Source organism: Streptomyces sp. NPDC055254, from assembly GCF_053606025.1.
This window is the reverse complement of the sequence record NZ_JBSGQV010000054.1, coordinates 1-21,706: the sequence shown is the minus strand read 5'-3', so window position 1 is coordinate 21,706 and position 21,706 is coordinate 1. Positions and strand designations below refer to the sequence as shown.

Sequence of the window (21,706 nt, the reverse complement as noted above, 5' to 3'; positions counted from 1 at the left end):
ACGGCTTAACGCGTCAACCCCTGAGTAGATCGCGCTGGATCTGGTGAGCGATAGAGCGGCGTACCGATGCTGATGCGGTGGTCGTGACCTTTGAGGGAAGGTCAAGGCCGCGGCTGATCTCGTCGTACGCGGCCTGGTAACCGCCGGACAGCTCTGCCCGGCGCAGCCTCAGGTCCTCCTCGACGAGACGCCGCAACTCGTCAATATTCTGGGGCGTGAAACGCTTCTTCCCCCGGGTGAGCGCGTTGACGTAGCGGGTACAGTGCGCGGTTTCGTCGAGAGCCTCAGAGATCTCCTCAGCGAGGCCCCAGAGTCGCCCTTCGAGCCAGGGGATGTCGCGCTGATCGAGGGACACCTCCATCGGGGTCCGTAGCTCATCGGTTTTGTGCTTCGCCATCTGTTTGGAGACGGCGGGCTGGCTCATGTCAGTGAGCTGCGCGATGCGTTCCTGCGTCCAGCCGAAGCCTGCAAACACCTTGATCATTTCGGCGCGCAGCTTGCGCATCTCCTCGCCCGCACGGATGACCTCGTTCATGCCGGCGAGTATCTGCTCGGCTTGTTCCTCGGTCAGTGTCCCGGGGATCCGTTGCGTGCTCTCTTCGCCTGCCACCACCCGGTTATACACCAGAACACCTCTCTCATAACCTGGTTGTACTACCAGGTTATGACTGACAGGATCCGCCTCATGCCTACCTTCCCCACGCCTGACGGAACCCAGCTCTCATACCGCGTGATCGGTGATGGCGACCCAGTCGTCTGCATCCCAGGAGGCCCTACGGACTCCGTCTACCTCGGCGACCTCGGCGGCCTGTCCACATACCGCCAGCTGATCGTCCTGGACCTTCGGGGCACCGGCCGGTCCGCGATTCCAAGGGACACCTCCTCCTACCGCTGCGATCGCCTGGTCGACGATGTCGAGGCGCTGCGCGAGCACCTCGGCCTTCCGCGGATAGACCTGCTCGGCCACTCCGCCGGCACGAACATTGCGACGCAATACGCGGCCCGGCACCCGGAGAAAGTCAGCAAGCTCGCCCTCATCGGCCCCAGCCCCCGAGCTGTCGACGTAGCGATCACGGGAGAGACTCGGCGCGAGCTCGCGCAGCTCCGGAAGAACGAGCCGTGGTTCCCGACAGCGTTCGCCGCCCTGCAAGCGATCACCGAGGGCACGGGCAGCGACTGGGAAACCGTCGCCCCCTTCTTCTGGGGCCGGTGGGACGCCACGGCACAGAAGCACCACGCAGCCAGCCAGCCGAGCAACCAGGAAGCTGTCGCTCTCTTCGCGGCCGAGGGCGCCTTCAGCCCGAAGAGCACGCGTGCGGCGCTCGCCTCCTGCGAGGCTCCCGTTCTGCTGCTCACTGGAGAGTTCGATTTGAACAGTCCGCCTGTGGCCGCGGCCGAGTTCGCGGAAGCGTTCCCTGACGCCACGCTCGCGGTGCAGCCGGGAGCAGGCCACTATCCGTGGCTCGACGACGCCGACTGGTTCGTGGCGACCATGGCGGCATTCCTCCGCAGATGACCTGGCTCACGCCCCTGAAGTCTGACCTGGAGGCGAATGGCTCCAACAGTGGGAAGAGGCCGGGCGCCCGCAGCCGCCACCGGCGACGGCTGGGACTGCGGCTCCCGCGATAGCCCTGCCGCTCAGGATGTTGCCCGGGACGCTGAGGCGTCCCGGGCAACGTCGTCTTCACCACGGCTCCGGCCAGGGCCCCGTAGGCCCGGTGTCACGCCGGGGCTGCGGCTGCCTGACCCTGCGGAGTGCGCGGGCCGGGCACCGTCGCCCGGATGGACAGGTCCAGGTCGAGTGGTCACGGCCGTCGTGCCCAAGCGTCGCGACGGCCGTTCGCTGCCGCCGACGTGACCTGGTCACCATCATGGGGAAGATCAGCGACAGCAAGCCGGCGGCCCCCTGCGCGGGCTGTTTCGCCTGGGGACAGCACCCGGCCGGTTCTGCCGCGGCTGCTACACCTATGGCCAGCAACACACCGTCGGCGAATGATGCGGGCGGCTCAGACCGGGCGGATGTTCTCCGCCTGCGGGCCCTTCTGGCCCTGGGTGACATCGAACTCGACCTTCTGGCCCTCCTGGAGCTCCCGGAAGCCCTGGGCGGCGATATTGGAGTAGTGGGCGAAGACGTCAGCGCCGCCACCGTCCTGCTCGATGAAACCGAAGCCCTTCTCGGCGTTGAACCACTTCACGATGCCCGTAGCCATGCTGTTCTCCTCGACGTGCGCAGCCGCTGGCGCCCGCACTGCGCGACCGCCGTGCCCGACAAGCCTCGCCCGATTGCAGTCCCGGACAGTGAGACGCCCGTGACCGCGAGCCCGGGCCGGCAACGGCTCGGAACCACGACTGCTCCTGGCGACCACGCTATCGCCCCGAGATCCCGCCCCGCAAAGGACACGGGCCCGCAAGTCACCGCGGGCATCCGCGTTGCCCACTCGGTACACCAAAACCGACTCGCGCCTACAAAGCCAGTCCACTGGCATACGAGTGGCGGGCGCCGCTCCGCCGGTGTGGCGGGTACCCGAACGAAGGACAGCGGGTGTGTTCTGGTCAGGCCTGGTCGCCCCGGGAAGGGCGGCTGCGGCTCACCGCCCCCCGCCCCCGGGGCTTGCCGTCACGTCGCCGGCCCCCGGGGCGGGGAGAGCGTCTTTCACGGGCGCAGGGTTTTGTCAGTGGGTGCCGCCGGGGCCGTTGCCGGCCCGCCTGGCAACGACAGTCGGTACGTCGCGGGCGCCAGGACTACGTGCGGCTGGTGTAGTGATGTCCGGCCCAGGCGGGAAGGACGAGCCAGATGGTGACCAGCCAGACGCTGATGGCGGTGGTCAGCCAGGCGGCGAGCGTGTCGTCGAAGGCCACACGCAGCAGCAGGAGCAGAGTCAAAACGGTGGTCGCCGCGAGCAGCACCAGGCCGGTCGTGGCCATCCGGGAGGCGAGTGTCACGGCCTGGGGTTTAATGCGGCGGCCGGCGACGATCCGGTGGAGGGATACCGGGCCGTGAGGGCGCCGGCGCTGGCCGCTCCCAGGGTGACCGCGGTGACGTAGAGGGCGCGGTCGGTGTCGCCGAGGTCGGTGAAGGCGGGCTGGAACACGGCGATGAGCAGGACACCGAAGAGGATCTGCACGCCGGTCTGAGCCACACGCAGCTCTTGCAGGAGGTCGGACCACATCCGGTCCGCACGCTCTTCGGGACTCTCGTCGCGTCCCCGCCGCTGGGCGGGAAGAGCAGAGACGGTGTCCCAGCGGCTTTCGGGTTTCCTCACCGTGGATCACTTCCTCGTCGGGATTCCCCCGTAGAGGCATTTTCCCACGATTGCGGGCATTAGAGGTTCTCGCCCGCTGTCCTCCGCGTGCGACGTCGGGCTCCTCGGTGTCCGGGGCGGTCACCGTACGTCGGACGGCTCCATGGTGAAGGCGTTGCTGATGTGGAAGAGCCGCAGGAGCCGGGCGAGGGTGTGGGGGACGGAGCGTATTTGCAGGTCCGTGCCGTGGGTGCGGGCGAGGCGGGCAGCGGCCAGGAGTACGCCGAGGCCGGTGCAGTCGCAGAAGTCCATGCGGGACAGGTCCACGGTGACGTGCCTGGAGGTGGTGATGGCCTGGGCCAGGGCATTACGCAGGTCCGGGGCGGTGGCGACATCCACTTCCCCGGCCACGGTGACCTCGCAGACGTCGGGTCCGCAGCGGTGGACCTCGACGCGGAACATGTCAGGCAACGGGCGCCCCCTCGCGATTGCTGGTGCGCCTGTGTCCAGGGAACGCCCCGGGGCGGGCTGACGTCCAGCGGGGAGGCGAAACACCGCCGGGTCATGGCCCGCCAGCGTACGGGCGCTGGGCAGCCGGTTCAGGGCGAACGGAGAAGATCGATCCGGTGTGCCGACCGGGTACCCGGCGAACCCGCGGCGCAGGACGCGAGTGGGGGTCGACGCGGCCCCGCGGTGTCGGGCGAGCGTTCGATAGCGTGACTCGCATGACGATGGCCGCGGATTTCGATGAGGCTGTTCGCCGTGCACAGAGCCTGCTGGCGTCGGGGGACTGGCAGGTGACCGCGGCGGACCGGTATTTGGCGTCGGAAGTGCTGGTGACGCTGGAGTGGCTTGCCGCAGCTCCCCAGGCTCTGGAGCCGCTGTCCCTCGAGCAGCGGCTGGCCAAGCTGCGGGAGGCTCTGGGTGCTCTGGCCGCGGTAGCCGCGAATCCGTCCAGTGCCCTGGGGCGCTTCCTCGCCGAGAGCGTCACTGTCCTCGCCCCGCTCGTGCGGTGGCACCCACCGCAGCCCCGCACCTCCTTCGATATCGTTCCCGATCCGCATCAGGTCAGCGACGCGATCCTGGCGTTCACCCGGCTGCGTACCCTGCTGCTCGCCGTGCAGGGCGCAGACGGGTGATCTCAGGACCACCACGGTGGTGCCTGACCGCCGACGAAGCGACTGCGCCATACCCCAACTAGGCGTCAAGCGAGTAGCCAACCATGCTGGAGCTCGGCGAACAGCTCCGTCTCCTGGCGGGAGACATGGCCGATCCCGTGCCGCGGCCGTCGGGTCCGAGCGCGGAGGCTGTGACCTCGACAGTCGCAGCGTGGTCAGAGCGAGGCAGGCGAGCTACACGGTGACGTCGTCGCAGTCGTCGATCCAGCGGGCCAGGAGGCTGAGGGCGGCCAGGCGCTCCAGGGCGTCCTGGGCGTTCATGGTGTCGGTGCCGTGGGCGGATGTGTTGCGGATGGTCATCTGCACACCGGGGGCGAAGGACCGCAGTCCCTCGTTCATCGTCTTGACCGTCTGGCTCGTCGGCTCGCCGGGCCACCGCAGTTTCGGATCGCCGGGCTTCGGCGGTGCTGAGGAGAAGACCTGCTGCCAGAGGCTGGTGGCGGCGACGTCGTGGCGGCCGGTGCGGGACTGGACGTGCGCGACGAGTGCCTCTGCCGCCGAGGCGACAGCCTCGCGGTAGTGCTCGTTCCTCCAGAGCCGGGAGGCCGCGCCCCACACCAGGGGGTGGAAGTGCTCCACTCCGGAGACGGAGGGCGCCTCTGCTTCTGCCTTGCGGGCCATGGCCTCAAGGCGGCCCAGGATCTGATCGCACATCTCCAGGACGTTGTCCGCCTCCAGCAGCGGCTTGGGGGAGGTCATGGACGACCAGGCGGCCATCGGGTCTATCGGCCCGTGTCCCTCAACGTGGATGTAGGCGTTCGTGAGGCCGGGGGCGTAACTGGCGCGGCCCGCCGCCCGGGCCACCTTGGACCGGAGTTCCTTGATCTCGATGGGGTCCGCGTCGTTGCGCGGGAGTTCCGCCGGCGCCAGGCCGCGGGCGAAGTGGTGGTTGGTCTCGTGGAGGGAGAGGAACTCCTCCAGCGCGTCTTTGAAGTCGGCGACCGCCTGGGCGGTTGCCTGCAGGTACTCGGGGTCGCGGGCAGCATCCATGGCGCATCCTCACATGGCGGCGTACGGACTGGCATCGCAATTCGAACACCTGATTGAATAAATGGGTGATGCCTTTCCGCTTCCCCGACGACCTGATCAGTCTCAAGCGCCAGCAGATCCGCGCCTACAACCAGCTGGCCCTTCGCCCCGCCGTGGGGGCGGCCGAGCTGCGACGGGAGTTGATCCGGTTGTCGTGCCTCATCAGCTCCCACCCGTACTGGGCGGAGCGCGGCTGGAGCACGGCTGGCCGGGTCGAGCTGCTCCGCGCGGCCGAGAGCGGGCCGGACGGAACGCGTGAGCTGACCGTGCGCTGGAGCGGCAAGGAGTTCGTCGACGCCGACCCTGGGATACGGTCCTCGTGAGCGACCCGAAGCCCGGCCTGGGCCGGCAGAGGCCGCGACGGGGGCCGCGCTCCGTCCGTCAACGCCCCGGTTTCCTTGGCCGGGTCAGCGAGCGGCCGGCTGACACTGCGACGGGCCGCGGCCGGCGTGACAGCGATCGTCTGGTGGCGCCTCAGGGCGGCCGGAGCCGGGAGTGCCATCGGCCGCGGGCAGGTCCAACGGATGAGGGCCGCGCAGGAGCACGGCCCTCATCAAGTGCGTGCCCACTCCCGCCGGGAACCGGTCCCGGTTTCGTTGGTCGCCCGCTACGGCCGACCGGCAACACGGGCCGATCGCGGTGCCTGCACGCCGTCGGGGAGGGTTAGGCCGGAGTGATGTTCTCGGCCTGGGGGCCCTTCTGGCCCTGGGTGACGTCGAACGTGACGACCTGGCCCTCCTGGAGCTCGCGGAAGCCCGAGGCATTGATCGCGGAGTAGTGGGCGAAGACGTCCGGGCCGCCGCCGTCCTGGGCGATGAAGCCGAAGCCCTTCTCCGCGTTGAACCACTTCACAGTTCCCGTAGCCATATCCATGCCCTCCAGTCGATGAACGCCTTCCCCACACGATGCGGAAGGCGGAGGTGATCGTCCTGGTTCCTGCGGCACAGCACAGCAAAACGCCCACGCCGAAGGCGTGGGCAAAGGGGTACTTCCGAACCACGACAGCTGACGCAGACGCTACACGCCCGCACAACCTGAAACCAGAGGGAACAACCCGCCACCGCACCCGGCGCGGGGCTGCCGGTATCCGGAGGGCGTGGGAACGGTCTTAGGCCGCAGCAGGCGGATTCGCCGAGCCAGCTGCTCGGCGGTGTTCGGTGTTGATGCGCCGGGCTTCCTCGAGCTGGTCTTCGAGGATGACGATCCGGCAGGCTGCATCGATCGGGGTTCCCTGATCCACGAGTTCGCGGGCACGGGCGGCGATGCGCAGCTGGTAGCGGGAGTAGCGGCGGTGGCCGCCCGTCGAGCGGAGCGGGGTAATGAGGCGGGCTTCGCCGATCGCGCGCAGGAAGTGCTGGGTGGTGCCGAGCATGTCGGCGGCCCGGCCCATCGTGTAGGCGGGGAAGTCATCGTCATCGAGACGCCCAAGCATGTCGTCTGCGGTCATTTCACCTCTCTGTGAACCACGCGGAGGGGCCCTGGTGCCTATGGCACCAGGGCCCCGAAGGAACTGCTACACCATCTGCCGGCCCTGATACTGCGCCGACCTACTTATCCGCCTGCCCGACCGGAATGCTGTCGGGGTTGCGGGGATCGCGGTTGCTCGACCGCAGACCACCTCACAAACGATGTCCTGCGGTACCCGGACTCAACACTCCGTCCGGGCGATCCTGATGGCGCCCAATCCCTCCGTTCATCCCTCGGATGATCAACTACCTACCACTGCGAACTACTGGTACTGCGAACTGCTTGTACTACGCGTGACCTGACCGAGCGCCACGCTCCGGCAGCCAGCCCCGTCGCCCATCCTGCAACTGCTCTGGCTTAGAACCCCACTGCCGAACCTCCCAATGCGGACGCCCACCATCGACGCCTTTACCGAGGTACTGCTCTGCACTGCTGGTACTGCGAACTGCACTTACTGCGGTACTGCCACTGCGATAACTGCTTGCGGCGGCCCCTGATCACTGCAGGCCACCCGGTCCGGTCGTCAGCACCGTCGCCGCCACGCAACAACCTGGCTTCGGAACTCCACCACCGCACCGTCATACGGGTACTGCGACTGCGGGTACTGCATGCCCGGCAGTTCGTCCCTACCAGGCCCTACGGTCTCTCTGCGTTACGAGAGAAACCATAACCACACCACCACTCAATGTCTAATCCGGCCGACATAGATTTTCGTGCGTTGGACGGCGAGGTATCAACGCGAGTCGGCCGCAGCCTGTGACCCGCTGACGCGCCACCCCGCCGGTGCCCGCATACGCCTGCTTGCGCTGATCCACGGAGCTTCTGCGCCCGGGATGCGTGCGACGGGGCTGATGGTGGAGGCTCCGCTGTGAACCGCGTGGAGAGGCTCCCGGGGCACGCGCCTGCTACTCGGCGGTCTTGTCGGAGGTCGCGTCCTCGATGGTGAGCACCTGGTCCGTGCCGGTCACGGCGAAGAGGCGGGCGAGCTGGGGCGGCAGGGGTCCCCACAGGCGCAGATCGGATGCGCCGGAGAGGGTGAGGAGCAGGTTCAGGAAGGTGGAGTCGCCGAAGGTGACGCCGCGGACGTCCAAGACCAGCCGCTCGCCGCCGGCTTCCGCGAGGGCTGTGTCACATACGGCTTGGAGTGGGGCGAGGGTGCTGAACTCGAACTCCCCCGCGCACCGCACCACCCGCTGCCCGTCACGGTCGGGCAGAACGGTCACCGTCATCGGCTCCACAACGTCTCCTTGGCACACGTAGGGATCATGCCCGCAGCCTGCCCAGCCCATGGCCTTCCACCGGCAGCCTTCCGGGCACGGGGGAAAGCGGGATCAGCTCAGGCGCAGTACGGCTCTGATGGTCTTCCCCCCGGGATGGAGGGTGATGTCGATGTGTTCGGCCAGGCGCTGGATGAGCGGCCATCCGTATCCGCCGGGCTGGCCGGGATCGCTTCGGCGGGAGGTCGGGGTGCGGGTAGCCGCGTCACCGACCGACACGTGCAGGGCGTCACCGGTGATGTCGGTGCGGAAGAGGGTGAGGCCGCCGCCGTGGCGGGCCGCGTTGGTGACGAGCTCGGTGGTGACCACGAGGGCGTCCGCGGCGATCACACTGTCGGGGCTGACGCCGATCCGCTGCAGAGACTCGCTGACGTGGTGGCGGGCAGCGGCCGCCGTGGTGACGCCCGTTGGGCCGCCGTCCTCGCGACGGTGCGACCCCCCGGGGGTGCCGTCAGCCGATGTGGGCGTGTCCATCCGTGATCACCTCCCCTCCACCGCGGGAGTCAGTCGTCCCAGCCCATGCGGGCCGCGGTGTGATGATCAGGATGCCATCGCAGGGGCCGGGTCGTTGCAGAAGCCCGTCGGTTTGGAGTAACAGCGGCCGCTGGGCCGAAAATCGAGTTCCTGACGAGGCTTTGGTGACGGTCGACGCCGAAAGCCACGTCCACGGTGGGTGCGTTCATCGACGGTGCTGTCACTCCCCACTCCTGCGAGTTCCCGGTCGCGCCAAGGCGCCGGTCGGGGAGGGAGGAAGCCGAACGGCGCCTCGGACGGGGCAGGCCTGTCCACCTGAAGAACAGGTCCACCCGGCCGTCGGCTGCCTGGGAAGAGGTGTGCCATCCACGGCCCTTCGGGGAAGTCTTCGTCCACCCGCACCTGCCCTCACGTCTCGGGGTTAACCGTGGTCTTCCGACCGCCCGGCGGCTCCCTTGAGGACCGCCCCCGATGGACGGGGCCCGTGCCAGTCCAGGCACAGTACGGTCGCGTCGTCTCTCGGCGGCCGGCCGTCATACACGTCGCTGACCGCACCGACCAGAGCGCGCACGACCTCACGGGGATGCTCGTCCGCGGTCTTGCGCAGCAGGCCGGTCAGGTCGACGGCTTCGGCTTCGCGTTCCTGCATGCCGTCGGTGTGGAGCAGAAGACGGTCACCGGGTCGCAGGTCGAGGTCCTGGACCTGGTAGATGCCCGGGTGAGGGCCGAAGCCGAAGGGCATGTTCACAGCCAGGTCGAGTTTGGTGACCGTGCCGTCGCGCAGGAGAAGAGGTACGGGGTGGCCGGCGTTGACGAGCTGGGCGCCGGACCCGTCGAGGGCGATGCGCAGGAGCTGGCCGGTGGCGAACGTGCGGTGGCCGTGGTCGAGGAGGACCTGGTGAGTCTGGCGGGCCTGCTCGGCGAGGTCCTCTCCGGCGCGGCGGGCGCCGCGGGAGGCGTTGACCAGGAGGGTGGCCATCAGGGAGGCGTGGACGTCGTGGCCCATGGCGTCGGTGATCGACAGATGCAGGGTGTCGGCATCGAGGCTGTAGTCGTAGGTGTCGCCGGCGATGGTGGCGGCCGGGACCAAGGCGCCTGCCAGGGTGAACTGGGGGGCTTCGCAGGCGGCGGCGGAGGGCAGGAGCTGGCGCTGGATCTCGGCGGCGACGCTCACGGTGGTGGTGCGGTTGCCCCAGTGGTAGAGGTCGGTGAAGCGGCGGTCCGTGACGATGATGTACGCCAGCGCGTGCGCCGCCTCCTCCACCTGCGCCAGAACGTCGTCGGTGACATCGGTGAGGAACAGCTCCAGGACGCCGATGGTGTCGCCGCGGTTCGTCACCGGGGCCAGGACCCGCTGCCCGTCATCGCCGGCCGGCGCCCGCACCAGTCGCTGCGTGCGCAGCACCTCACCGTAGATGCTGCTGTCGACGAGGGGGATCCGCTCCGCGCGGTCTTCCGCATACGCGCCCTCGGTGTCGTGGACGCGCAGCATCCGCCGGCCCACGATGTCGATGAACAGGAACGACACATACCGGGCACTGAACCGGTCCCGCAGATTACGTGCGACGACGTCGAGGGAGTCCACCGGCGCGGCAGTCTCCGCCGCGGCCAGCACCTCCGCCAGTCCGATCCGATCACGTGCCACATCAGCCTCCACAAGGTCCGTACTCCGTGAGGCAGCGAATCACAGCCGCACGTGGCCCCCATTACCCTTCGGACAAAGACGACCAACTGGATGCACTCACACACCCAGCATCCGGCAACGCCCGGCACCGGCACTCTGGGTAAGGCCTGCCTGCCACCAATCCGGCAAGCGTTGCAGGGCGCTCTCCTTCCCCGTCCAAGGCCCTGGTAAAGCGAGACGCCTCCGAAAGAGAGCATGGTCATCGGCGTCCGGTGCCCCGATGGGGGCACGAGAGCCGCATGCATCTCCTCCTGTTCCTCCTGCCCCTCGGGCCGGCGCTCGTATTTCTGGCCGTCGCCGAACCCCAGCACCACGGCGGACACCGCTGCTGACACCCTCACGGCACGACGCAGAACAGCCAGCAGACGCGGACACGGACCGGCAGTCACCCGCGGCCGCTCCGGGCCGGCCGGGCTGTTCGCCCGGCCGCGCTCGTCGACATCGGGAAGCGCCCCGCCCCCTCCACCGGCTTTGTACCGGCATGACGACCAGCACAAATACCAGCCCGCCCGTACCTGCCGGCGCGCGCCCAGCCGGTTCGCGACGTACGAGGGGCCTTGATCCGCCGACAGCTCACCGACGCCGAACGGCAGGAAGACCGATCCGGTTTTCACACCAGGTACCCGGCAGACCCGCAGCGGGAGACAGGAGTGAGGCTCCACGAGGGCGTCCCCGCGGTGCCGAGCGAGCGTTCGATAGCCCGCGCCCCGCAGGGAACAAACCGGAAGGTCAGTGGCCTGCCGCTACAGCCACTTGTTGCGGCGCAGCGCGCGGTAGATGACGGTGCACACGGTCGCCATGAGGGCCCAGACGGCGGGGTAGCCGTAGGGGGATCCGAGTTCGGGCATGTGCTCGAAGTTCATGCCGTAGACGCCGACGATCATGGTGGGGACGGCGATCAATGCGGCCCAGGCGCTGATGCGGCGCATGTCGGCGTTCTGCTGGACGCCGAGCTGGGCGATGCTGGCGCTGAGCATGCCGGTGATGAGCTCGTCGAAGGACAGGATCTGTTCGCTGACCCGCTGGTGGTGGTCGGCTACGTCCCGGAAGTAGGTGGCGACCTTCGGCGGGATGCCGGGGACGGTTCCTTCGCTGAGGCGGTGCAGGGCGCTGGCGAGCGGCATGACGGCGCGCTTGAACTCGAGGAGTTCGCGCTTGAGCTGGTAGATGCGTGCGGCGTCGACCGGGCGGTCCGGGGAGAAGACCTCGGCCTCCAAAGTGTCGACGTCGCCGGCGAAGGCGTCCGCGACGTTCATGTAGCGGTCGACGACCATGTCGGCGACCGCGTGCAGGACGGCGGCCGGTCCGCATCCCAGCTGCCGCGGATCGTCCTGGAGCTGTCGGCGCACGTCCCCCAGGGGCGGCGCACTGCCGTGGCGCACGGTGATCGCGAAGCCGGGGCCCGCGAAGACCATGATCTCGCCCGTGTCGACGATCTCGCTGGTCGCGGTGACCTTCTCGTGGTCGACGTAGACGATCGTCTTCAGCACGAGGAACAGCATGTCGCCGTAGCGTTCCAGCTTGGGCCGCTGATGCGCGTGGACGGCGTCCTCGACCGCGAGGGGGTGCAGGTCAAAGGATTCGGCGACCTCTTGGAGCTGCTCCTCGGTGGGCTCGTACAGGCCGATCCACGCGAAGCGGCCCTCCTGCGGGTCTATCCGCTTCATGACCGTGGCCAGATTCACCTGGCCGGGGATGCGGTGGCCGTCCTCGTACAGGGCGCAGTCCACCACCGCCGACGGCAGACCCTTACCGTCCTTGCCGATCCGCTGCGCCACCATGTGCTGCCTCTTGTCCCTGATCCGACGTAGGGATGCAATTTACCCGCGACGACCAGCGGCTACATGCTGCGCCCGGCCCTCGCGTTGTACCCGGCCACCCACTGGGCGACGTCGCGGCCCGCCGAAAGGTGCGCAAGATCGGGGACGAGCTGGAGCACGTCCAGGACGTCCTCCTCGGGATGGTGCTCGCGGATGTGCGCGCCCATCTGGTCGGTTACGGGCAGGAGCGGCTGCCCGTCCGGAACCAGCCCGCCCATCACCCCACACGCCGCGCACTGGACGTACGTGACCGCGACGGCGGGCCTCATGCCGTAGGGCAGCTGCTGACCTTCCATGGCGTGCTCAACGACGGCGACCGGAGGGAGGAACGAGGTCACGCGGCGCCGGTCCAGCCTCGGTCGGTTGTCCCGGACGCCCCCGGGTGGCGCGGCGGCCGCCGGGATACCTCGCCGAATGTCCGAGATCAGGACAGTGAGGACGGCCTTCGGGGCGGGGGGATCTGGCGCAGCAGTTCCCACAGGGGGCGGGAGCCGGCGGCCCACTCGGCGAGGAGCTTGCGGTCCACCAGGTGCAGGCGCTGGTCTTTCGCGAAGTCCACCGCGTTGCTGGTGATCCGGCCGTTGGTCAGCATGACCAGCACATCCCCTCCGTGGACCTGGCGGCCGGTCCCGTTGAGGACGTGCAGGTCGGGCGTGCCGACCGGTTTCCCGGCCCAGCCGTCCCTCTTGTGCTTGCACTGGATCACCCACCGGCGCCCGTAGGGGTCGGTCGCTTTCACGTCGGCTCCGTTGTCGCCGCGGCCGCCGACCTGCTGCGCGTCCTTGCAGCCGTCACGGTGCATGAGGTCGCGCACCGCGAACTCGAACTGCCGGTGGTGCAGACGGTCCAGCTGGTCGACCGCGTACCGCAGACCCTGCGCCTTGATCTGCTCCCACCGTGCCGCCTCACTGCGGCGCCACCACCAGGTCGCCGCCGCGGCGGCCGCTGCCAGCAGCGTGAGGACCACAATCCAGGGATGCGCGGCCAGCCAGCGCAGGACCCCCATCACCAGGCTCAGGGCGACTACGGCGAGCAGACCGGAACGCCAGCTGCTCCAGGCCCGAGTCCTTGCGTCGCCGGGGGCGCCGGCTCCGGCTGGTCCGCCGGGCGGGGCGGCGCCGGCTCACCGGCCAGCCCCGGCGCTGGGGAAGACGATCGGGTAGGAGACGGTCGGCTGAGGCCGCACCACCGGCTGATCCCAGCCGGGCCACTTGATCGGATACACCGTCGACTCCGGCACAGGCTGCTGCTCCCCGGGAGCTCCACCCATCGGCTTGCTGCCTAACACGAACGCGGCGAACACGAATACCCCGAGGAGCATCACCTGCTTGCTTGACCCCGCTGGGTTGCGCCAGTGCTCGCGGACCTTGAATCCGTTGCGTACGTACTCCCTGACGACCGGCATGCGGCCCCCCATCAGTCGGGTTGTGCCTCCCTGCACAACTGACCAATGAAAGCACCCACCACTGACACTTCGTCACCGTTCATCAACTATTAGTGATCATCAGATCATCCCGGGTTCTCTGCACGGGTTCGGCTGTGGAGATGAACGCCGGATTGCTCTGAGCGCGGGGTACCGGGCAGGCTGCGCGTCCGGAGGAGAGGGGACAAGCGTGTCTGAACACGACGACGCACAGGCGGCGGAAGCGGCGCTTAGGAAGGCCGTGGAGGAGCTGGGCGGCGATGGCGCGGGCGCAGACGGCAAAGCCGCCCAGGAGGCGGTCCGGACGCTATCCGGCGGCGCTGGGCAGGAGTGGACGCCGGAGCAGGAGGATCAGATCCGGGCGTTGGTGGAGCAGATCCGCAGGGTGCGGAAGCTGAACCGGCCGGACGCGGGCTGGTGGCACCGGAAGCGGGAGTGGCGGGCCCGTGAGCGCCTGGTCGACCTGATGATGGCCGGCACCCCGGAGCTCGTGAGCGAGGCGGAACTGCGGCTCTGGAAGAACCACGCGATGGTGGAGGTGCTGCTGGAGTTCGCGGGCAGCGCGATGAAGCAGGACGACGTCGCGAAGACGCTCGCCCGGATGGAGACGCTGCACACCGCCACGTACGAAGGTGGCAGCAGGCCCGCAAGGCGCTGGCCGGCGAACAGGCCGCCGCCGGCTGATCGGGGCGCGGCACATGCCAGGGCCCCGGACCGCAGAAGGCGGTTTGGGGCCCTGGCTCATGGCGGGTAAGAGGGTGCCCGCAGCTCAGCGTGCTCCACTCACGCGTAGCTTCCGCACGTCGCCGACTCCGTTACAGCTGGTCTTGCCCTCCTTGTAGAGCTCCTTGATGGCTGCACGGACGTGCATCTCCCGGGCTTCGCCGATTACCCCGGCCAGGACCTCGCCCTGGTAGTCACCCACGACGAAACTGCCGCGCTTGTGGAGGAGGTCCTCTAGGTTCGCGCGGATCGTCTTGATCCATCCGAGGCGGCGGGCCTCTTCCTCCTCGTCGAAGGTGTCAGCCGGGCTGAAGAGCATGTCGGGGGTGTCCGGTGGGAGGCAGGCGCGGCGCCATTCCACCTGGGCGCGGCTGGCTGCTTCCCCGAAGAGCCAGAGGCCGTCCCTGTGACGGGTGAAGAGGACCAGGTTGTAGGCGACCTGGAGGTTCGCCCGGTTGCGGACCTCTACGGTGTAAGCGCCTGCACCGACGGACTGCCGACCAGCCGGGCGAAGCCGCGGGTGATGCGGTCGACGGCCTCAGGGTTGCTTTCGGAGTCAAGGAATTCCTGCTGCCACCAGTCTCCGCCGCAGGCATCGTCCAGTGCCTTGAGGGTCGCTGGCTTCCCGGGGGTGTCCTTCTTGCTGGTGAGCAGGCCACCGATGCGGCGTACGGCGTTGGCGTTGAAGTTCAGGAGGACTTCGGTGGGCTGTCCCCCGCGGCGGCTCCCGAAGATCCGCTGTGTGAGGGCCTCGAAGGTGATGCCGAGTCCGAAGGGGTCGAGGAAGGCGAACAGCGGTGACCCTTGGGCTGCTTCCAGGACGTGGTCCAGGTGCCTTTCGGCGCGGCCCTGCAGAGCGTGGGCTGCGAGTCCTTGCTCGCGGGCTTCTGCGACGAGCGACGACAGGGACTGGTAGTTCTTGCGGTTCTTCTCGATGAAATAGCAGTCGAGCTTGCGGAAGTCCGAGATGGCGGCGGCGGACTCGAGGATGAGGGCTGGTGACCCGGGGGTGCCGTCGTCGTACCGGCCGGGGCCGGCATAGCCGTCCAGATAGACGACCCGGCCGTCCGGGGCGTACTTGCCGACCTTGCTGGCGAAGGGAACCACGTACTTGTCGAGGATCGCGTGCTTGAGGACGGCCGCGGCCTTCTTGCTGACGAAGAAGGGGCTGGCGACGTCGGTGGCGTGTTCGCCGGCGGTCTCACCGCTCAGGTCCAGTACGGCGCTGTCGAGCACCGTGTCATCGGGTTCTTCCAAGATTCCGCCCCTCATCTCAGAATGTCTGGGACAAGTTTGCGGTGGGTGAACCCGGTGTGTATCGGTATTGCTGAAACCGGATTGGACGGCTCAGACGGTGGCGGGGATCGGCATCTGGTCCCAGGTCCGTCCGTCCAGGGATCGTCCGCCGGCCTTGGGTGTGTGGCCGCCCCACTGCTTGAAGAAGAACGCAACCTGCTCCTCAATGCACAGATCGCGGATCTGGGCGGCCCAGGCGGGGTCCATCGGCCGGTGGCGAGGGCCTGACTCACCGCCGGCGATCACCCAGTGGATGCCGTCGAGCCGCAGGCCGTCGAGCGGGCCCAGCAGAGGCTCGCAGGAGAGGAACCGGACCGCGGCAGGCACCTGACGCAGGTCGTCGACTCTCGGAAGCTCCTTCGCGGTCTCCACCGACACGCCCATCCACACGTTGGCCGGCCACTCCAGGCGGTCCGCGACCTGCCGCAGTCGGCGGGCCCGCTTGGTGAGGACCTGGTACGTGTGCTGGGGAGTGTCCGCCATGACCTCGAAGACACGGCGTACGAAGTCCAGCGGCACCCGGGCGTGGAAGAGGTCCGACATGGAGTTCACGAACACCGTGCGCGGGCTCTTCCACCCGTACGGAACGTCCAGAGCGTCCGGATGAACCGTGAGGTCGAAGCCGGGGCCTGAGGTCCGCGGATCACCGTCGTTCTGGTACTTGGCCGCTCCCATGGCCTTCAACCGCTTCGCCAGGGTCAGCGCGTAGCAGTTGTCGCAGCCCGACGAGACGCGGTCGCAGCCCGTCGTCGGGTTCCAGGTCGCCTCGGTCCACTCAATCGAACTCCGGTCACTCACCGGTTGCCTCCTGTCTGGCCGCACCCCGGCTTCGGCAGGTCAACGAAGCGTCGCCGGGAGTGTGGCACCCGCCATCCAACCACCCTTATGCCCCTGCTTCTTGGCCAAAGTTCCTTTCTGGAGTAGGGCAGCAGACGGGAAATCGCCCGACCTGCGGTTCAGGTCTGATCGGCCAACCGATTCACAGTTGGACGTCGATGTGGTCGACGTCCGTGAACTCGACCAGGAGGCCGCTGGCGCGGCGACCACGGTCCTTGAAGTAGATCTCCTGGAAGCCCTCGGCCACGATGTCGAGGAGCTGCTGCTCGGTGGCGCCCTGCTCCTGGGCTTCGAAGAGGCGGGCGGCGTAGGCGGGGGGCAGGCCCTGGGTGAGGTGGCGCATGCGGCCGTCGTCGGTGGTGCCGGCGGTGGCGGTGTAGCCGAAGCGGGCCCGGGTTTCGATGAGGAGTCCGCTGCTGGTGGCGGCGGCCTTCTTGGCCTTGGCGCGGATCTGGGGCTGCCAGCGCTTGCGGACCTCCCCCGCGAGACGGGTTGCGAGGTCCTTGCGGGGCCGCTTGAGCTTGCCGCTGACGTACCGCTCCACGGTGCGCTGGGAGACGCCGAGGGCCTCGGCTGCGGCCTTGGTGGACTTGAGCTGTTTGACGAGGTACTTCATCTGCGCCTGAGCCGACTTGGGGGCGGGGCGTGTGAACGCCTTCGCCACCGCCTGGTCCAGGCTGTCCCCGAGCTTGCCCATCGCGCTCTACTCCCCGTCGTCGCCGGCGGTCTGACCGCCGCTCTTGATGATGCGGGCGATGTTCGTGTGCGGGCCGTCCTGCTCGTACTGGGCCTCGGCCCACAGGGTGGTCTGGCTGCCCTCGTGCTTGACCAGCCCTGGGGTGACGCCGAGCCGGAACTCCCCGGGCCCGGGCGTGGCGGGCAGGAAGTCCAGCGGGCTGGGGCCGTCGGAGGGGTAGACGATGCAGTCCGAGTTGATGGCGACCGGGTATAGGCCGAGCGCGGCCATCTTCATGATCTTGCGGTGCATGATGATCCGGCTCGTGGACAGGACGGCGGCGCGGATGTCGGGGCGCCAGGTGGGCCGCGACAGCGCAGGCCACGGCTGGCCGGGCGGGGTGGCGCGGGGGCGCTCGCGGAGCTTGCCGATGCCGCCCTTGGCGGTGGCCTTGATCGCGCGGAGCACCATCGTCAGCTCCGGGTCCGCAGTCTTGGATGCGGCCATCGCGTCGAGGAACGCCTGGCCCTCCAGGTCGGCGGTGACGCCGAGGTCGGCCATCGTGGCCAGGTAGGCGTCCTTCAGCCGCGTGTACCAGGGATCCAGGTACCGGCCGCTGTCCGGGCGCAGGTACGCCTCGACCGGCGCGACCGGGTAACCGAGCTTGACGGCGTAGGCGACGGACGGCGTCGCGTACCAGGCCGGGCCCTCTGGCCACTCACCGGTCCGGGTGAACGGCGAAGGCAGGCGGGGGTCGAGTTCGACGTGGGAGAGGTCAACGAGCCACGAGCCAGGCACCTTCGGGTCGAAGACCGGGTTCTTCACGTGGACGGGGGCGCCCAGGCCGACGACGGTGCCGTTGGAGGCGGCGGCGAAGGCCATGTTCACGTCGATGCCGACGACGTGGCTCTTGAGGCATTCCTCGTCAGTCAGAGGCCGGCCCCAGTCGTAGGTCTCCTCCATCAGCATCTCGGCCGGGCCCCGCTGGTAGAAACGAGGCAGGTCGGCGAGGAGGGGGTGGCCGTCGGGAACCTCGCACGGCACCGCGTCCAGGATGCCTTCTGGGAGTGAGCCGGGGATCCGCTCACGGACGAACTGGCCGTCGGCGTCGGTGCGCCACTCGCCGCTCTCCTCGTCCCGCGCGCGCCGCGACGGCGGCCGCAGCGCGGTCATCAGCTCCAGGCCGGTCACCGCGGTGGTGCCGCGCGGGGTCAGGACCCGGCTCGTAAACGTGCCGAGGACCCGCGCGAGCTCCGCCGCAGGCAGGGTGGTGGGCAGCAGGCCCTTGTCCTTGTCGCCCCAGTCCCGGACGTCGAGCGCGTCCCAGGAGACGATGCAGAGCTGGACACAGCGCCGCTGTCCGCCCTCGGCGGGACGGTAGATCCGCGCCCAGGGGCCGAAGCCGCGCTGAGTCAGCTGCCATTCCGCCTTCGCCAGCTGCTTGAGGACCCTGTGGCCTTCCGGCAGCCGGCCCGCCCGGCGCTCTTCGTCGTTCAGCTTCTCGGGCAGCCCGTACCGGACGGCGGCCGCCGCGGTCAGCACGATCAGCGGATCGGAGTCCTTGCCGAGCGGGTGCAGCCGGGGCGCGCCGAGCTTGGCGTGGGTGAGGGTCCAGTCCACCAGCGACGGCAGGGACTTGGCGGGGGCGTCGAGGACCAGGCCGTCGACGCAGTAGGCCACGACCTGGTCGCCGTCGATGTCGACCACGGCGAGCGGACCGTTCTCGAACCGCGGATCGACGGCGGCCCGCGCGGGCGCGGGCTTCGCGACGGCCTTCTTCGCAACCGGGCGCCGCGACGACGCAGGCGGCTTGGTGTCCGCCGCCGGGCGGGGCGGGGTCTTCACGGCCGCCGGCGCTTCCGGCACCGGAGCGTCCACGGCGGAAGGGGCGGGCGGGGACGGAATGTCGAGAGCGGGTGTGCTCGTCTGCCCGTACCAGGACGTAGGCGCCGTCGTGGCGGCGGCCGGGGACGGGAAGCGCGCGGCGAGACCCTCCAGTAGCCGGGCGTACGCGGCGCGCTTCGGCGGCCGCGGCTCAGTCCGGCCGGTCTCCCAGTTCCCCACCGCCTCGCGGCGGGCCTGCAACACCTTGGCGATCTGATCCTGACTCAGCCCTGCCGCCTCGCGCAGCCGCCGCCGCTCCGCGGGGGCCGGCAGTTCGTCCTGCGCGACCTGCTCCAGGAGCGCGTCGACAGCGCTGAACAGCTCGTCATCCGGGGCTACCTCAATCGCGCATGGATCGCGCGTAGATCGCTCATTCGCGGTGTGCCGCAACACGAAGGCCGAAGGGCTGCGCAACGAGAGTTTTACCAGGTCAGGGGCGCAATGAAGGGGTGTTGCAGTGGTCTGTTGCAGTGCGTGTTGCATGTTCGCGTTGCACCGTTGCGGCCGGGCGTACATCCACGTGCGCCGACGACGGATCCGGGACCGCGTGGAGACCCGCGTGGGCGGGTTCGCAGGGTCGTTCGCTGTAACGCCGGAACGTGGGTAGAGCCTGAAGCAGGAGCGGCGGGCTGTCCCAGCGCAGCCGAGCGGGCCGCCCCGAGGAGGCACCGGTGCGCATTGGGGATGTCGAAGTCGAGACGTACACCGCGAACATCCCGCAGCGCCTTCCACCAGCGATACGGGATCGGCCCGCCGCGACGGCCGCTGAGTGGCAGGCCGGCATGCAGCTGAGTCTGGCGCCCTGGACCGCTCGCAGACCATCTACGAAGGAGACGACCAGGACCAGGTGCCGCGCGGGCGGGGCCGGGCCGTGCGGGCAAAGCTGACCCGCCCCGGCCGGGCCCGGTCCGGGTTTCCCTGAAGGCCGCGCCCGGCTGCCGTACCCGGGGCCCACTACGGGCCCTGGGTACGGGTGCGGGACAGCGGGAACCGGCTACTTGCCGCGCTTCACTTTCATGATCTCGACGCTGGTCGCGCCTTCGGCTTCGAGCGCCGTCCTGCGGTGCTCGGCGCTGGGCAGGTCGTAGCTCACTGCGGACACCATGGCCTTGCCGTCGCTCGCGCGTACCCACTTCACCCGGTAGTTGACCATCGCTACGCTCCCTCGTCCGCTCCGCACTCGTTGGCCCAGATCAGCAGGCCGCGTCTTTGCATCCGGTACGGATATCCGCCCGCCCCAGATCGACCGGATCTCATCCAACAGCTCGGGGTAGTGCTCTCCGTACGTGTTCAGCGCATGCCACACCGCATCCAGAGCTGCTTTGAGCGGGTCGGGTTCGGCAGCAGCGAGTACGGCGGGGAGAGCGAAATGCGGCTGTGAGATGGGCCCACGGACCTGCGGTGTGCTGGCAGGGAACACGAGCTCGGTGGACACCCACGGTGCCTGGCTGCCCGGTAGCCGGCCAAGCTCGTAGCTCGTCTCCCCGTCGCTCGCTTCTGCGGTCTTGACCCACATCAACCCTGCCGGCGGCGGGGGAAAGTACCGCCCCCGCTGGGGCGGTACTGCTCCGAGAACATCCGGGCCCGGTTCGAGAGGGGTGGACCGCAGAGCCTCCCGCATCCGGGCCGCGTCGTCGAAAGGGGGCGGTAGCGGAAGCCCCTGCGTCAACGCGGCGAGCGCCCCAGCGACCCACGGCACATCAGTCAGGCCCGCCACCTCGCAGGCTCGCTGAGCGGCGAGCACCGCCACGGCCCGCTGGACGTCTGGATCCGCGGCGCCGAGGTCGTGGACCAGGTCACTGTCGAAGTCGAGCAGCCCCAGGACGTTGCTCTCGCGGACACGGCGCAGCGACTCACTCGGCAGTCTTCCGCCCCACCGCCACCTCTCGTAGTGCAGCTGCGGATCCTCCGTGACCCCTACCCCATCTGAGACCAGCTTGTGCACAACGCCCCCCGTTCGGGACGGCCTCTGAAATCCCTGCCGGATTTGCCGTCACGCCTCCCGCATCATGCCGCAGGCCACTGACACGCCCGGGACACGGGCCGGGGTGACGCGGCCGAGCGGTCGTCCATGTCCGGCCGCGCTGGCGGTCTGCACATCTACCCTGCCGGTCTACGACCCGAGGCACGATCCCGACGCCGTGGAGTACTCGCCGCTGATTCGCTTCAAAAGGAAGTGACCACCGCCGATCCCTCGGGCCCGCTCAGTGCCGCGGGGTGGTCAGCCAGGACTTGACGACTTCGGCTGGCATCCGCACCGGCACGTACGGGGTGAGGGCCTGGGCGATGGCCGCGGCGAGCTCGTCGATGTCGCGGACGAGGTAGCTCGGCGGGGTGATCCAGATGCGGGGTGCGGCGTCGGGGTCGTCCTGGTTCGCGTAGAGCTGGGCGTACAGGTGGCCCAGTCCTTCCTCGTAGCCCCAGATGCTCTGCTGGTCCCAGCCCAGCATCGAGAACGGGTGCGGGCCGCCCCGGGTCAGGTCCGGCTTCGCGGGCTTCGGCTTGGCGGGTCGGGGTCTACGACGGGCCGTAGACGATCTCCCACAGGCAGTCGGAGTGCTCGAGGACGTCCATCCGCACGTGCTGTTTGAGGGTGCGCAGCTAGGCAGTGTCTTCAAAGCGTTCTGATGGGGGATCATGTGTTGCATGGTGCGTCGTCATGAGCTGTCGGATCTGGAGTGGGAAGCGTTGTCCGC

Annotated in this window: 24 protein-coding genes and 1 pseudogene; 4 read left to right on the top strand and 21 right to left on the bottom strand. The window is 68.9% G+C overall.

Going from position 1 to position 21,706, the window contains the following annotated elements:
- Positions 1-13: 13 nt before the first annotated feature.
- Positions 14-610, bottom strand: a complete 597-nt coding sequence (locus ACWFQ8_RS31295; RefSeq protein ID WP_453789662.1) for a sigma-70 family RNA polymerase sigma factor — start codon at positions 608-610, stop codon at positions 14-16.
- A gap of 75 nt (positions 611-685) precedes the next feature.
- Here ACWFQ8_RS31295 and ACWFQ8_RS31290 point away from each other — a divergent pair, with 75 nt between their 5' ends.
- Positions 686-1,516, top strand: coding sequence for an alpha/beta fold hydrolase (locus ACWFQ8_RS31290; RefSeq protein ID WP_453789673.1), 831 nt, complete (start codon positions 686-688; stop codon positions 1,514-1,516).
- Positions 1,517-2,006: 490 nt separating this feature from the next.
- On the opposite strand, the gene ACWFQ8_RS31285 is transcribed toward ACWFQ8_RS31290, so the two are convergent.
- The 3 genes and pseudogenes from ACWFQ8_RS31285 to ACWFQ8_RS31275 all read right to left on the bottom strand — a co-directional run bounded on the left by ACWFQ8_RS31285 (position 2,007) and on the right by ACWFQ8_RS31275 (position 3,704).
- Positions 2,007-2,210 (bottom strand): cold-shock protein, encoded by a 204-nt coding sequence (locus tag ACWFQ8_RS31285; RefSeq protein ID WP_383803288.1) that lies wholly within the window; start codon positions 2,208-2,210, stop codon positions 2,007-2,009.
- A 532-nt stretch (positions 2,211-2,742) separates the two neighbouring features.
- Positions 2,743-3,170, bottom strand: a pseudogene (locus ACWFQ8_RS31280) (DUF6328 family protein).
- Between the two features lie 213 nt (positions 3,171-3,383).
- Complete coding sequence (locus ACWFQ8_RS31275) at positions 3,384-3,704, bottom strand: STAS domain-containing protein (RefSeq protein WP_453789672.1); 321 nt, start codon at positions 3,702-3,704, stop codon at positions 3,384-3,386.
- A 263-nt stretch (positions 3,705-3,967) separates the two neighbouring features.
- Between ACWFQ8_RS31275 and ACWFQ8_RS31270 the strand changes: the two genes are divergently transcribed.
- Positions 3,968-4,381: a hypothetical protein gene (locus tag ACWFQ8_RS31270; RefSeq protein WP_453789661.1), complete on the top strand. Its 414-nt coding sequence runs from the start codon at positions 3,968-3,970 to the stop codon at positions 4,379-4,381.
- A gap of 213 nt (positions 4,382-4,594) precedes the next feature.
- On the opposite strand, the gene ACWFQ8_RS31265 is transcribed toward ACWFQ8_RS31270, so the two are convergent.
- Complete coding sequence (locus tag ACWFQ8_RS31265) at positions 4,595-5,410, bottom strand: TIGR02391 family protein (protein ID WP_453789660.1); 816 nt, start codon at positions 5,408-5,410, stop codon at positions 4,595-4,597.
- A 68-nt stretch (positions 5,411-5,478) separates the two neighbouring features.
- Here ACWFQ8_RS31265 and ACWFQ8_RS31260 point away from each other — a divergent pair, with 68 nt between their 5' ends.
- Entirely contained in the window at positions 5,479-5,772 is a 294-nt protein-coding gene (locus tag ACWFQ8_RS31260; RefSeq protein WP_453789659.1) for a hypothetical protein, read from the top strand.
- 340 nt (positions 5,773-6,112) lie between these two features.
- Here the strand turns inward: ACWFQ8_RS31260 and ACWFQ8_RS31255 are convergent, their stop codons facing one another.
- The 9 genes from ACWFQ8_RS31255 to ACWFQ8_RS31215 form a co-directional block, all read right to left on the bottom strand.
- Complete coding sequence (locus tag ACWFQ8_RS31255; RefSeq protein ID WP_031142743.1) at positions 6,113-6,316, bottom strand: cold-shock protein; 204 nt, start codon at positions 6,314-6,316, stop codon at positions 6,113-6,115.
- A gap of 241 nt (positions 6,317-6,557) precedes the next feature.
- The gene (locus ACWFQ8_RS31250) at positions 6,558-6,896 is read right to left on the bottom strand and encodes a helix-turn-helix domain-containing protein (RefSeq protein ID WP_453789658.1); all 339 of its coding nucleotides are present in this window, start codon (positions 6,894-6,896) and stop codon (positions 6,558-6,560) included.
- A 925-nt stretch (positions 6,897-7,821) separates the two neighbouring features.
- Complete coding sequence (locus ACWFQ8_RS31245) at positions 7,822-8,145, bottom strand: STAS domain-containing protein (protein ID WP_453789657.1); 324 nt, start codon at positions 8,143-8,145, stop codon at positions 7,822-7,824.
- Positions 8,146-8,247: 102 nt separating this feature from the next.
- Positions 8,248-8,667, bottom strand: coding sequence for an ATP-binding protein (locus ACWFQ8_RS31240; RefSeq protein WP_453789656.1), 420 nt, complete (start codon positions 8,665-8,667; stop codon positions 8,248-8,250).
- Positions 8,668-9,088: 421 nt separating this feature from the next.
- Positions 9,089-10,312 (bottom strand): PP2C family protein-serine/threonine phosphatase, encoded by a 1,224-nt coding sequence (locus ACWFQ8_RS31235; protein WP_453789655.1) that lies wholly within the window; start codon positions 10,310-10,312, stop codon positions 9,089-9,091.
- Between the two features lie 782 nt (positions 10,313-11,094).
- A complete protein-coding gene (locus ACWFQ8_RS31230) occupies positions 11,095-12,132 on the bottom strand; it encodes a magnesium and cobalt transport protein CorA (RefSeq protein ID WP_453789654.1) in 1,038 nt (345 codons plus the stop codon).
- 59 nt (positions 12,133-12,191) lie between these two features.
- The gene (locus ACWFQ8_RS31225; RefSeq protein ID WP_453789653.1) at positions 12,192-12,467 is read right to left on the bottom strand and encodes a hypothetical protein; all 276 of its coding nucleotides are present in this window, start codon (positions 12,465-12,467) and stop codon (positions 12,192-12,194) included.
- Positions 12,468-12,595: 128 nt separating this feature from the next.
- The gene (locus ACWFQ8_RS31220) at positions 12,596-13,177 is read right to left on the bottom strand and encodes a restriction endonuclease (RefSeq protein ID WP_453789671.1); all 582 of its coding nucleotides are present in this window, start codon (positions 13,175-13,177) and stop codon (positions 12,596-12,598) included.
- Positions 13,178-13,294: 117 nt separating this feature from the next.
- Positions 13,295-13,576, bottom strand: coding sequence for a hypothetical protein (locus tag ACWFQ8_RS31215; RefSeq protein ID WP_453789652.1), 282 nt, complete (start codon positions 13,574-13,576; stop codon positions 13,295-13,297).
- Between the two features lie 208 nt (positions 13,577-13,784).
- On the opposite strand from ACWFQ8_RS31215, the gene ACWFQ8_RS31210 reads away from it, so the two are divergent.
- Positions 13,785-14,348 (top strand): hypothetical protein, encoded by a 564-nt coding sequence (locus tag ACWFQ8_RS31210; RefSeq protein WP_453789651.1) that lies wholly within the window; start codon positions 13,785-13,787, stop codon positions 14,346-14,348.
- A 15-nt stretch (positions 14,349-14,363) separates the two neighbouring features.
- Here ACWFQ8_RS31210 and ACWFQ8_RS31205 read toward each other — a convergent pair whose 3' ends face one another.
- The 7 genes from ACWFQ8_RS31205 to ACWFQ8_RS31175 form a co-directional block, all read right to left on the bottom strand.
- Positions 14,364-14,636: a hypothetical protein gene (locus ACWFQ8_RS31205; protein ID WP_453789650.1), complete on the bottom strand. Its 273-nt coding sequence runs from the start codon at positions 14,634-14,636 to the stop codon at positions 14,364-14,366.
- Between the two features lie 146 nt (positions 14,637-14,782).
- A complete protein-coding gene (gene tcmP, locus ACWFQ8_RS31200) occupies positions 14,783-15,574 on the bottom strand; it encodes a three-Cys-motif partner protein TcmP (protein WP_453789649.1) in 792 nt (263 codons plus the stop codon).
- A 90-nt stretch (positions 15,575-15,664) separates the two neighbouring features.
- A complete protein-coding gene (locus tag ACWFQ8_RS31195; RefSeq protein ID WP_453789648.1) occupies positions 15,665-16,411 on the bottom strand; it encodes a DUF5131 family protein in 747 nt (248 codons plus the stop codon).
- 181 nt (positions 16,412-16,592) lie between these two features.
- On the bottom strand, positions 16,593-17,147 hold the full coding sequence (gene tpg / locus ACWFQ8_RS31190) for a telomere-protecting terminal protein Tpg (RefSeq protein WP_453789647.1): 555 nt from the start codon (positions 17,145-17,147) through the stop codon (positions 16,593-16,595).
- 6 nt (positions 17,148-17,153) lie between these two features.
- On the bottom strand, positions 17,154-19,355 hold the full coding sequence (gene tap / locus ACWFQ8_RS31185) for a telomere-associated protein Tap (protein ID WP_453789670.1): 2,202 nt from the start codon (positions 19,353-19,355) through the stop codon (positions 17,154-17,156).
- Positions 19,356-20,004: 649 nt separating this feature from the next.
- Positions 20,005-20,955, bottom strand: coding sequence for a hypothetical protein (locus tag ACWFQ8_RS31180; RefSeq protein ID WP_453789646.1), 951 nt, complete (start codon positions 20,953-20,955; stop codon positions 20,005-20,007).
- Between the two features lie 259 nt (positions 20,956-21,214).
- Positions 21,215-21,460 carry a hypothetical protein gene (locus tag ACWFQ8_RS31175; protein ID WP_453789645.1) on the bottom strand — a complete coding sequence of 82 codons (246 nt, stop codon included), beginning with the start codon at positions 21,458-21,460 and terminating at the stop codon, positions 21,215-21,217.
- Positions 21,461-21,706 lie beyond the last annotated feature (246 nt).

Coding starts and splice junctions, on each gene's coding strand:
- ACWFQ8_RS31245 (WP_453789657.1), bottom strand. CDS start 8,145: ATGACGGTGACCGTTCTGCCCGACCGTGACGGGCAGCGGGTGGTGCGG.
- ACWFQ8_RS31285 (WP_383803288.1), bottom strand. CDS start 2,210: ATGGCTACGGGCATCGTGAAGTGGTTCAACGCCGAGAAGGGCTTCGGT.
- ACWFQ8_RS31175 (WP_453789645.1), bottom strand. CDS start 21,460: ATGCTGGGCTGGGACCAGCAGAGCATCTGGGGCTACGAGGAAGGACTG.
- ACWFQ8_RS31205 (WP_453789650.1), bottom strand. CDS start 14,636: ATGCTCTTCAGCCCGGCTGACACCTTCGACGAGGAGGAAGAGGCCCGC.
- ACWFQ8_RS31270 (WP_453789661.1), top strand. CDS start 3,968: ATGACGATGGCCGCGGATTTCGATGAGGCTGTTCGCCGTGCACAGAGC.
- ACWFQ8_RS31265 (WP_453789660.1), bottom strand. CDS start 5,410: ATGGATGCTGCCCGCGACCCCGAGTACCTGCAGGCAACCGCCCAGGCG.
- ACWFQ8_RS31240 (WP_453789656.1), bottom strand. CDS start 8,667: ATGGACACGCCCACATCGGCTGACGGCACCCCCGGGGGGTCGCACCGT.
- tpg (WP_453789647.1), bottom strand. CDS start 17,147: ATGGGCAAGCTCGGGGACAGCCTGGACCAGGCGGTGGCGAAGGCGTTC.
- ACWFQ8_RS31220 (WP_453789671.1), bottom strand. CDS start 13,177: ATGGGGGTCCTGCGCTGGCTGGCCGCGCATCCCTGGATTGTGGTCCTC.
- ACWFQ8_RS31250 (WP_453789658.1), bottom strand. CDS start 6,896: ATGACCGCAGACGACATGCTTGGGCGTCTCGATGACGATGACTTCCCC.
- ACWFQ8_RS31275 (WP_453789672.1), bottom strand. CDS start 3,704: ATGTTCCGCGTCGAGGTCCACCGCTGCGGACCCGACGTCTGCGAGGTC.
- ACWFQ8_RS31225 (WP_453789653.1), bottom strand. CDS start 12,467: ATGGAAGGTCAGCAGCTGCCCTACGGCATGAGGCCCGCCGTCGCGGTC.
- ACWFQ8_RS31230 (WP_453789654.1), bottom strand. CDS start 12,132: ATGGTGGCGCAGCGGATCGGCAAGGACGGTAAGGGTCTGCCGTCGGCG.
- ACWFQ8_RS31255 (WP_031142743.1), bottom strand. CDS start 6,316: ATGGCTACGGGAACTGTGAAGTGGTTCAACGCGGAGAAGGGCTTCGGC.
- ACWFQ8_RS31290 (WP_453789673.1), top strand. CDS start 686: ATGCCTACCTTCCCCACGCCTGACGGAACCCAGCTCTCATACCGCGTG.
- ACWFQ8_RS31215 (WP_453789652.1), bottom strand. CDS start 13,576: ATGCCGGTCGTCAGGGAGTACGTACGCAACGGATTCAAGGTCCGCGAG.
- ACWFQ8_RS31260 (WP_453789659.1), top strand. CDS start 5,479: ATGCCTTTCCGCTTCCCCGACGACCTGATCAGTCTCAAGCGCCAGCAG.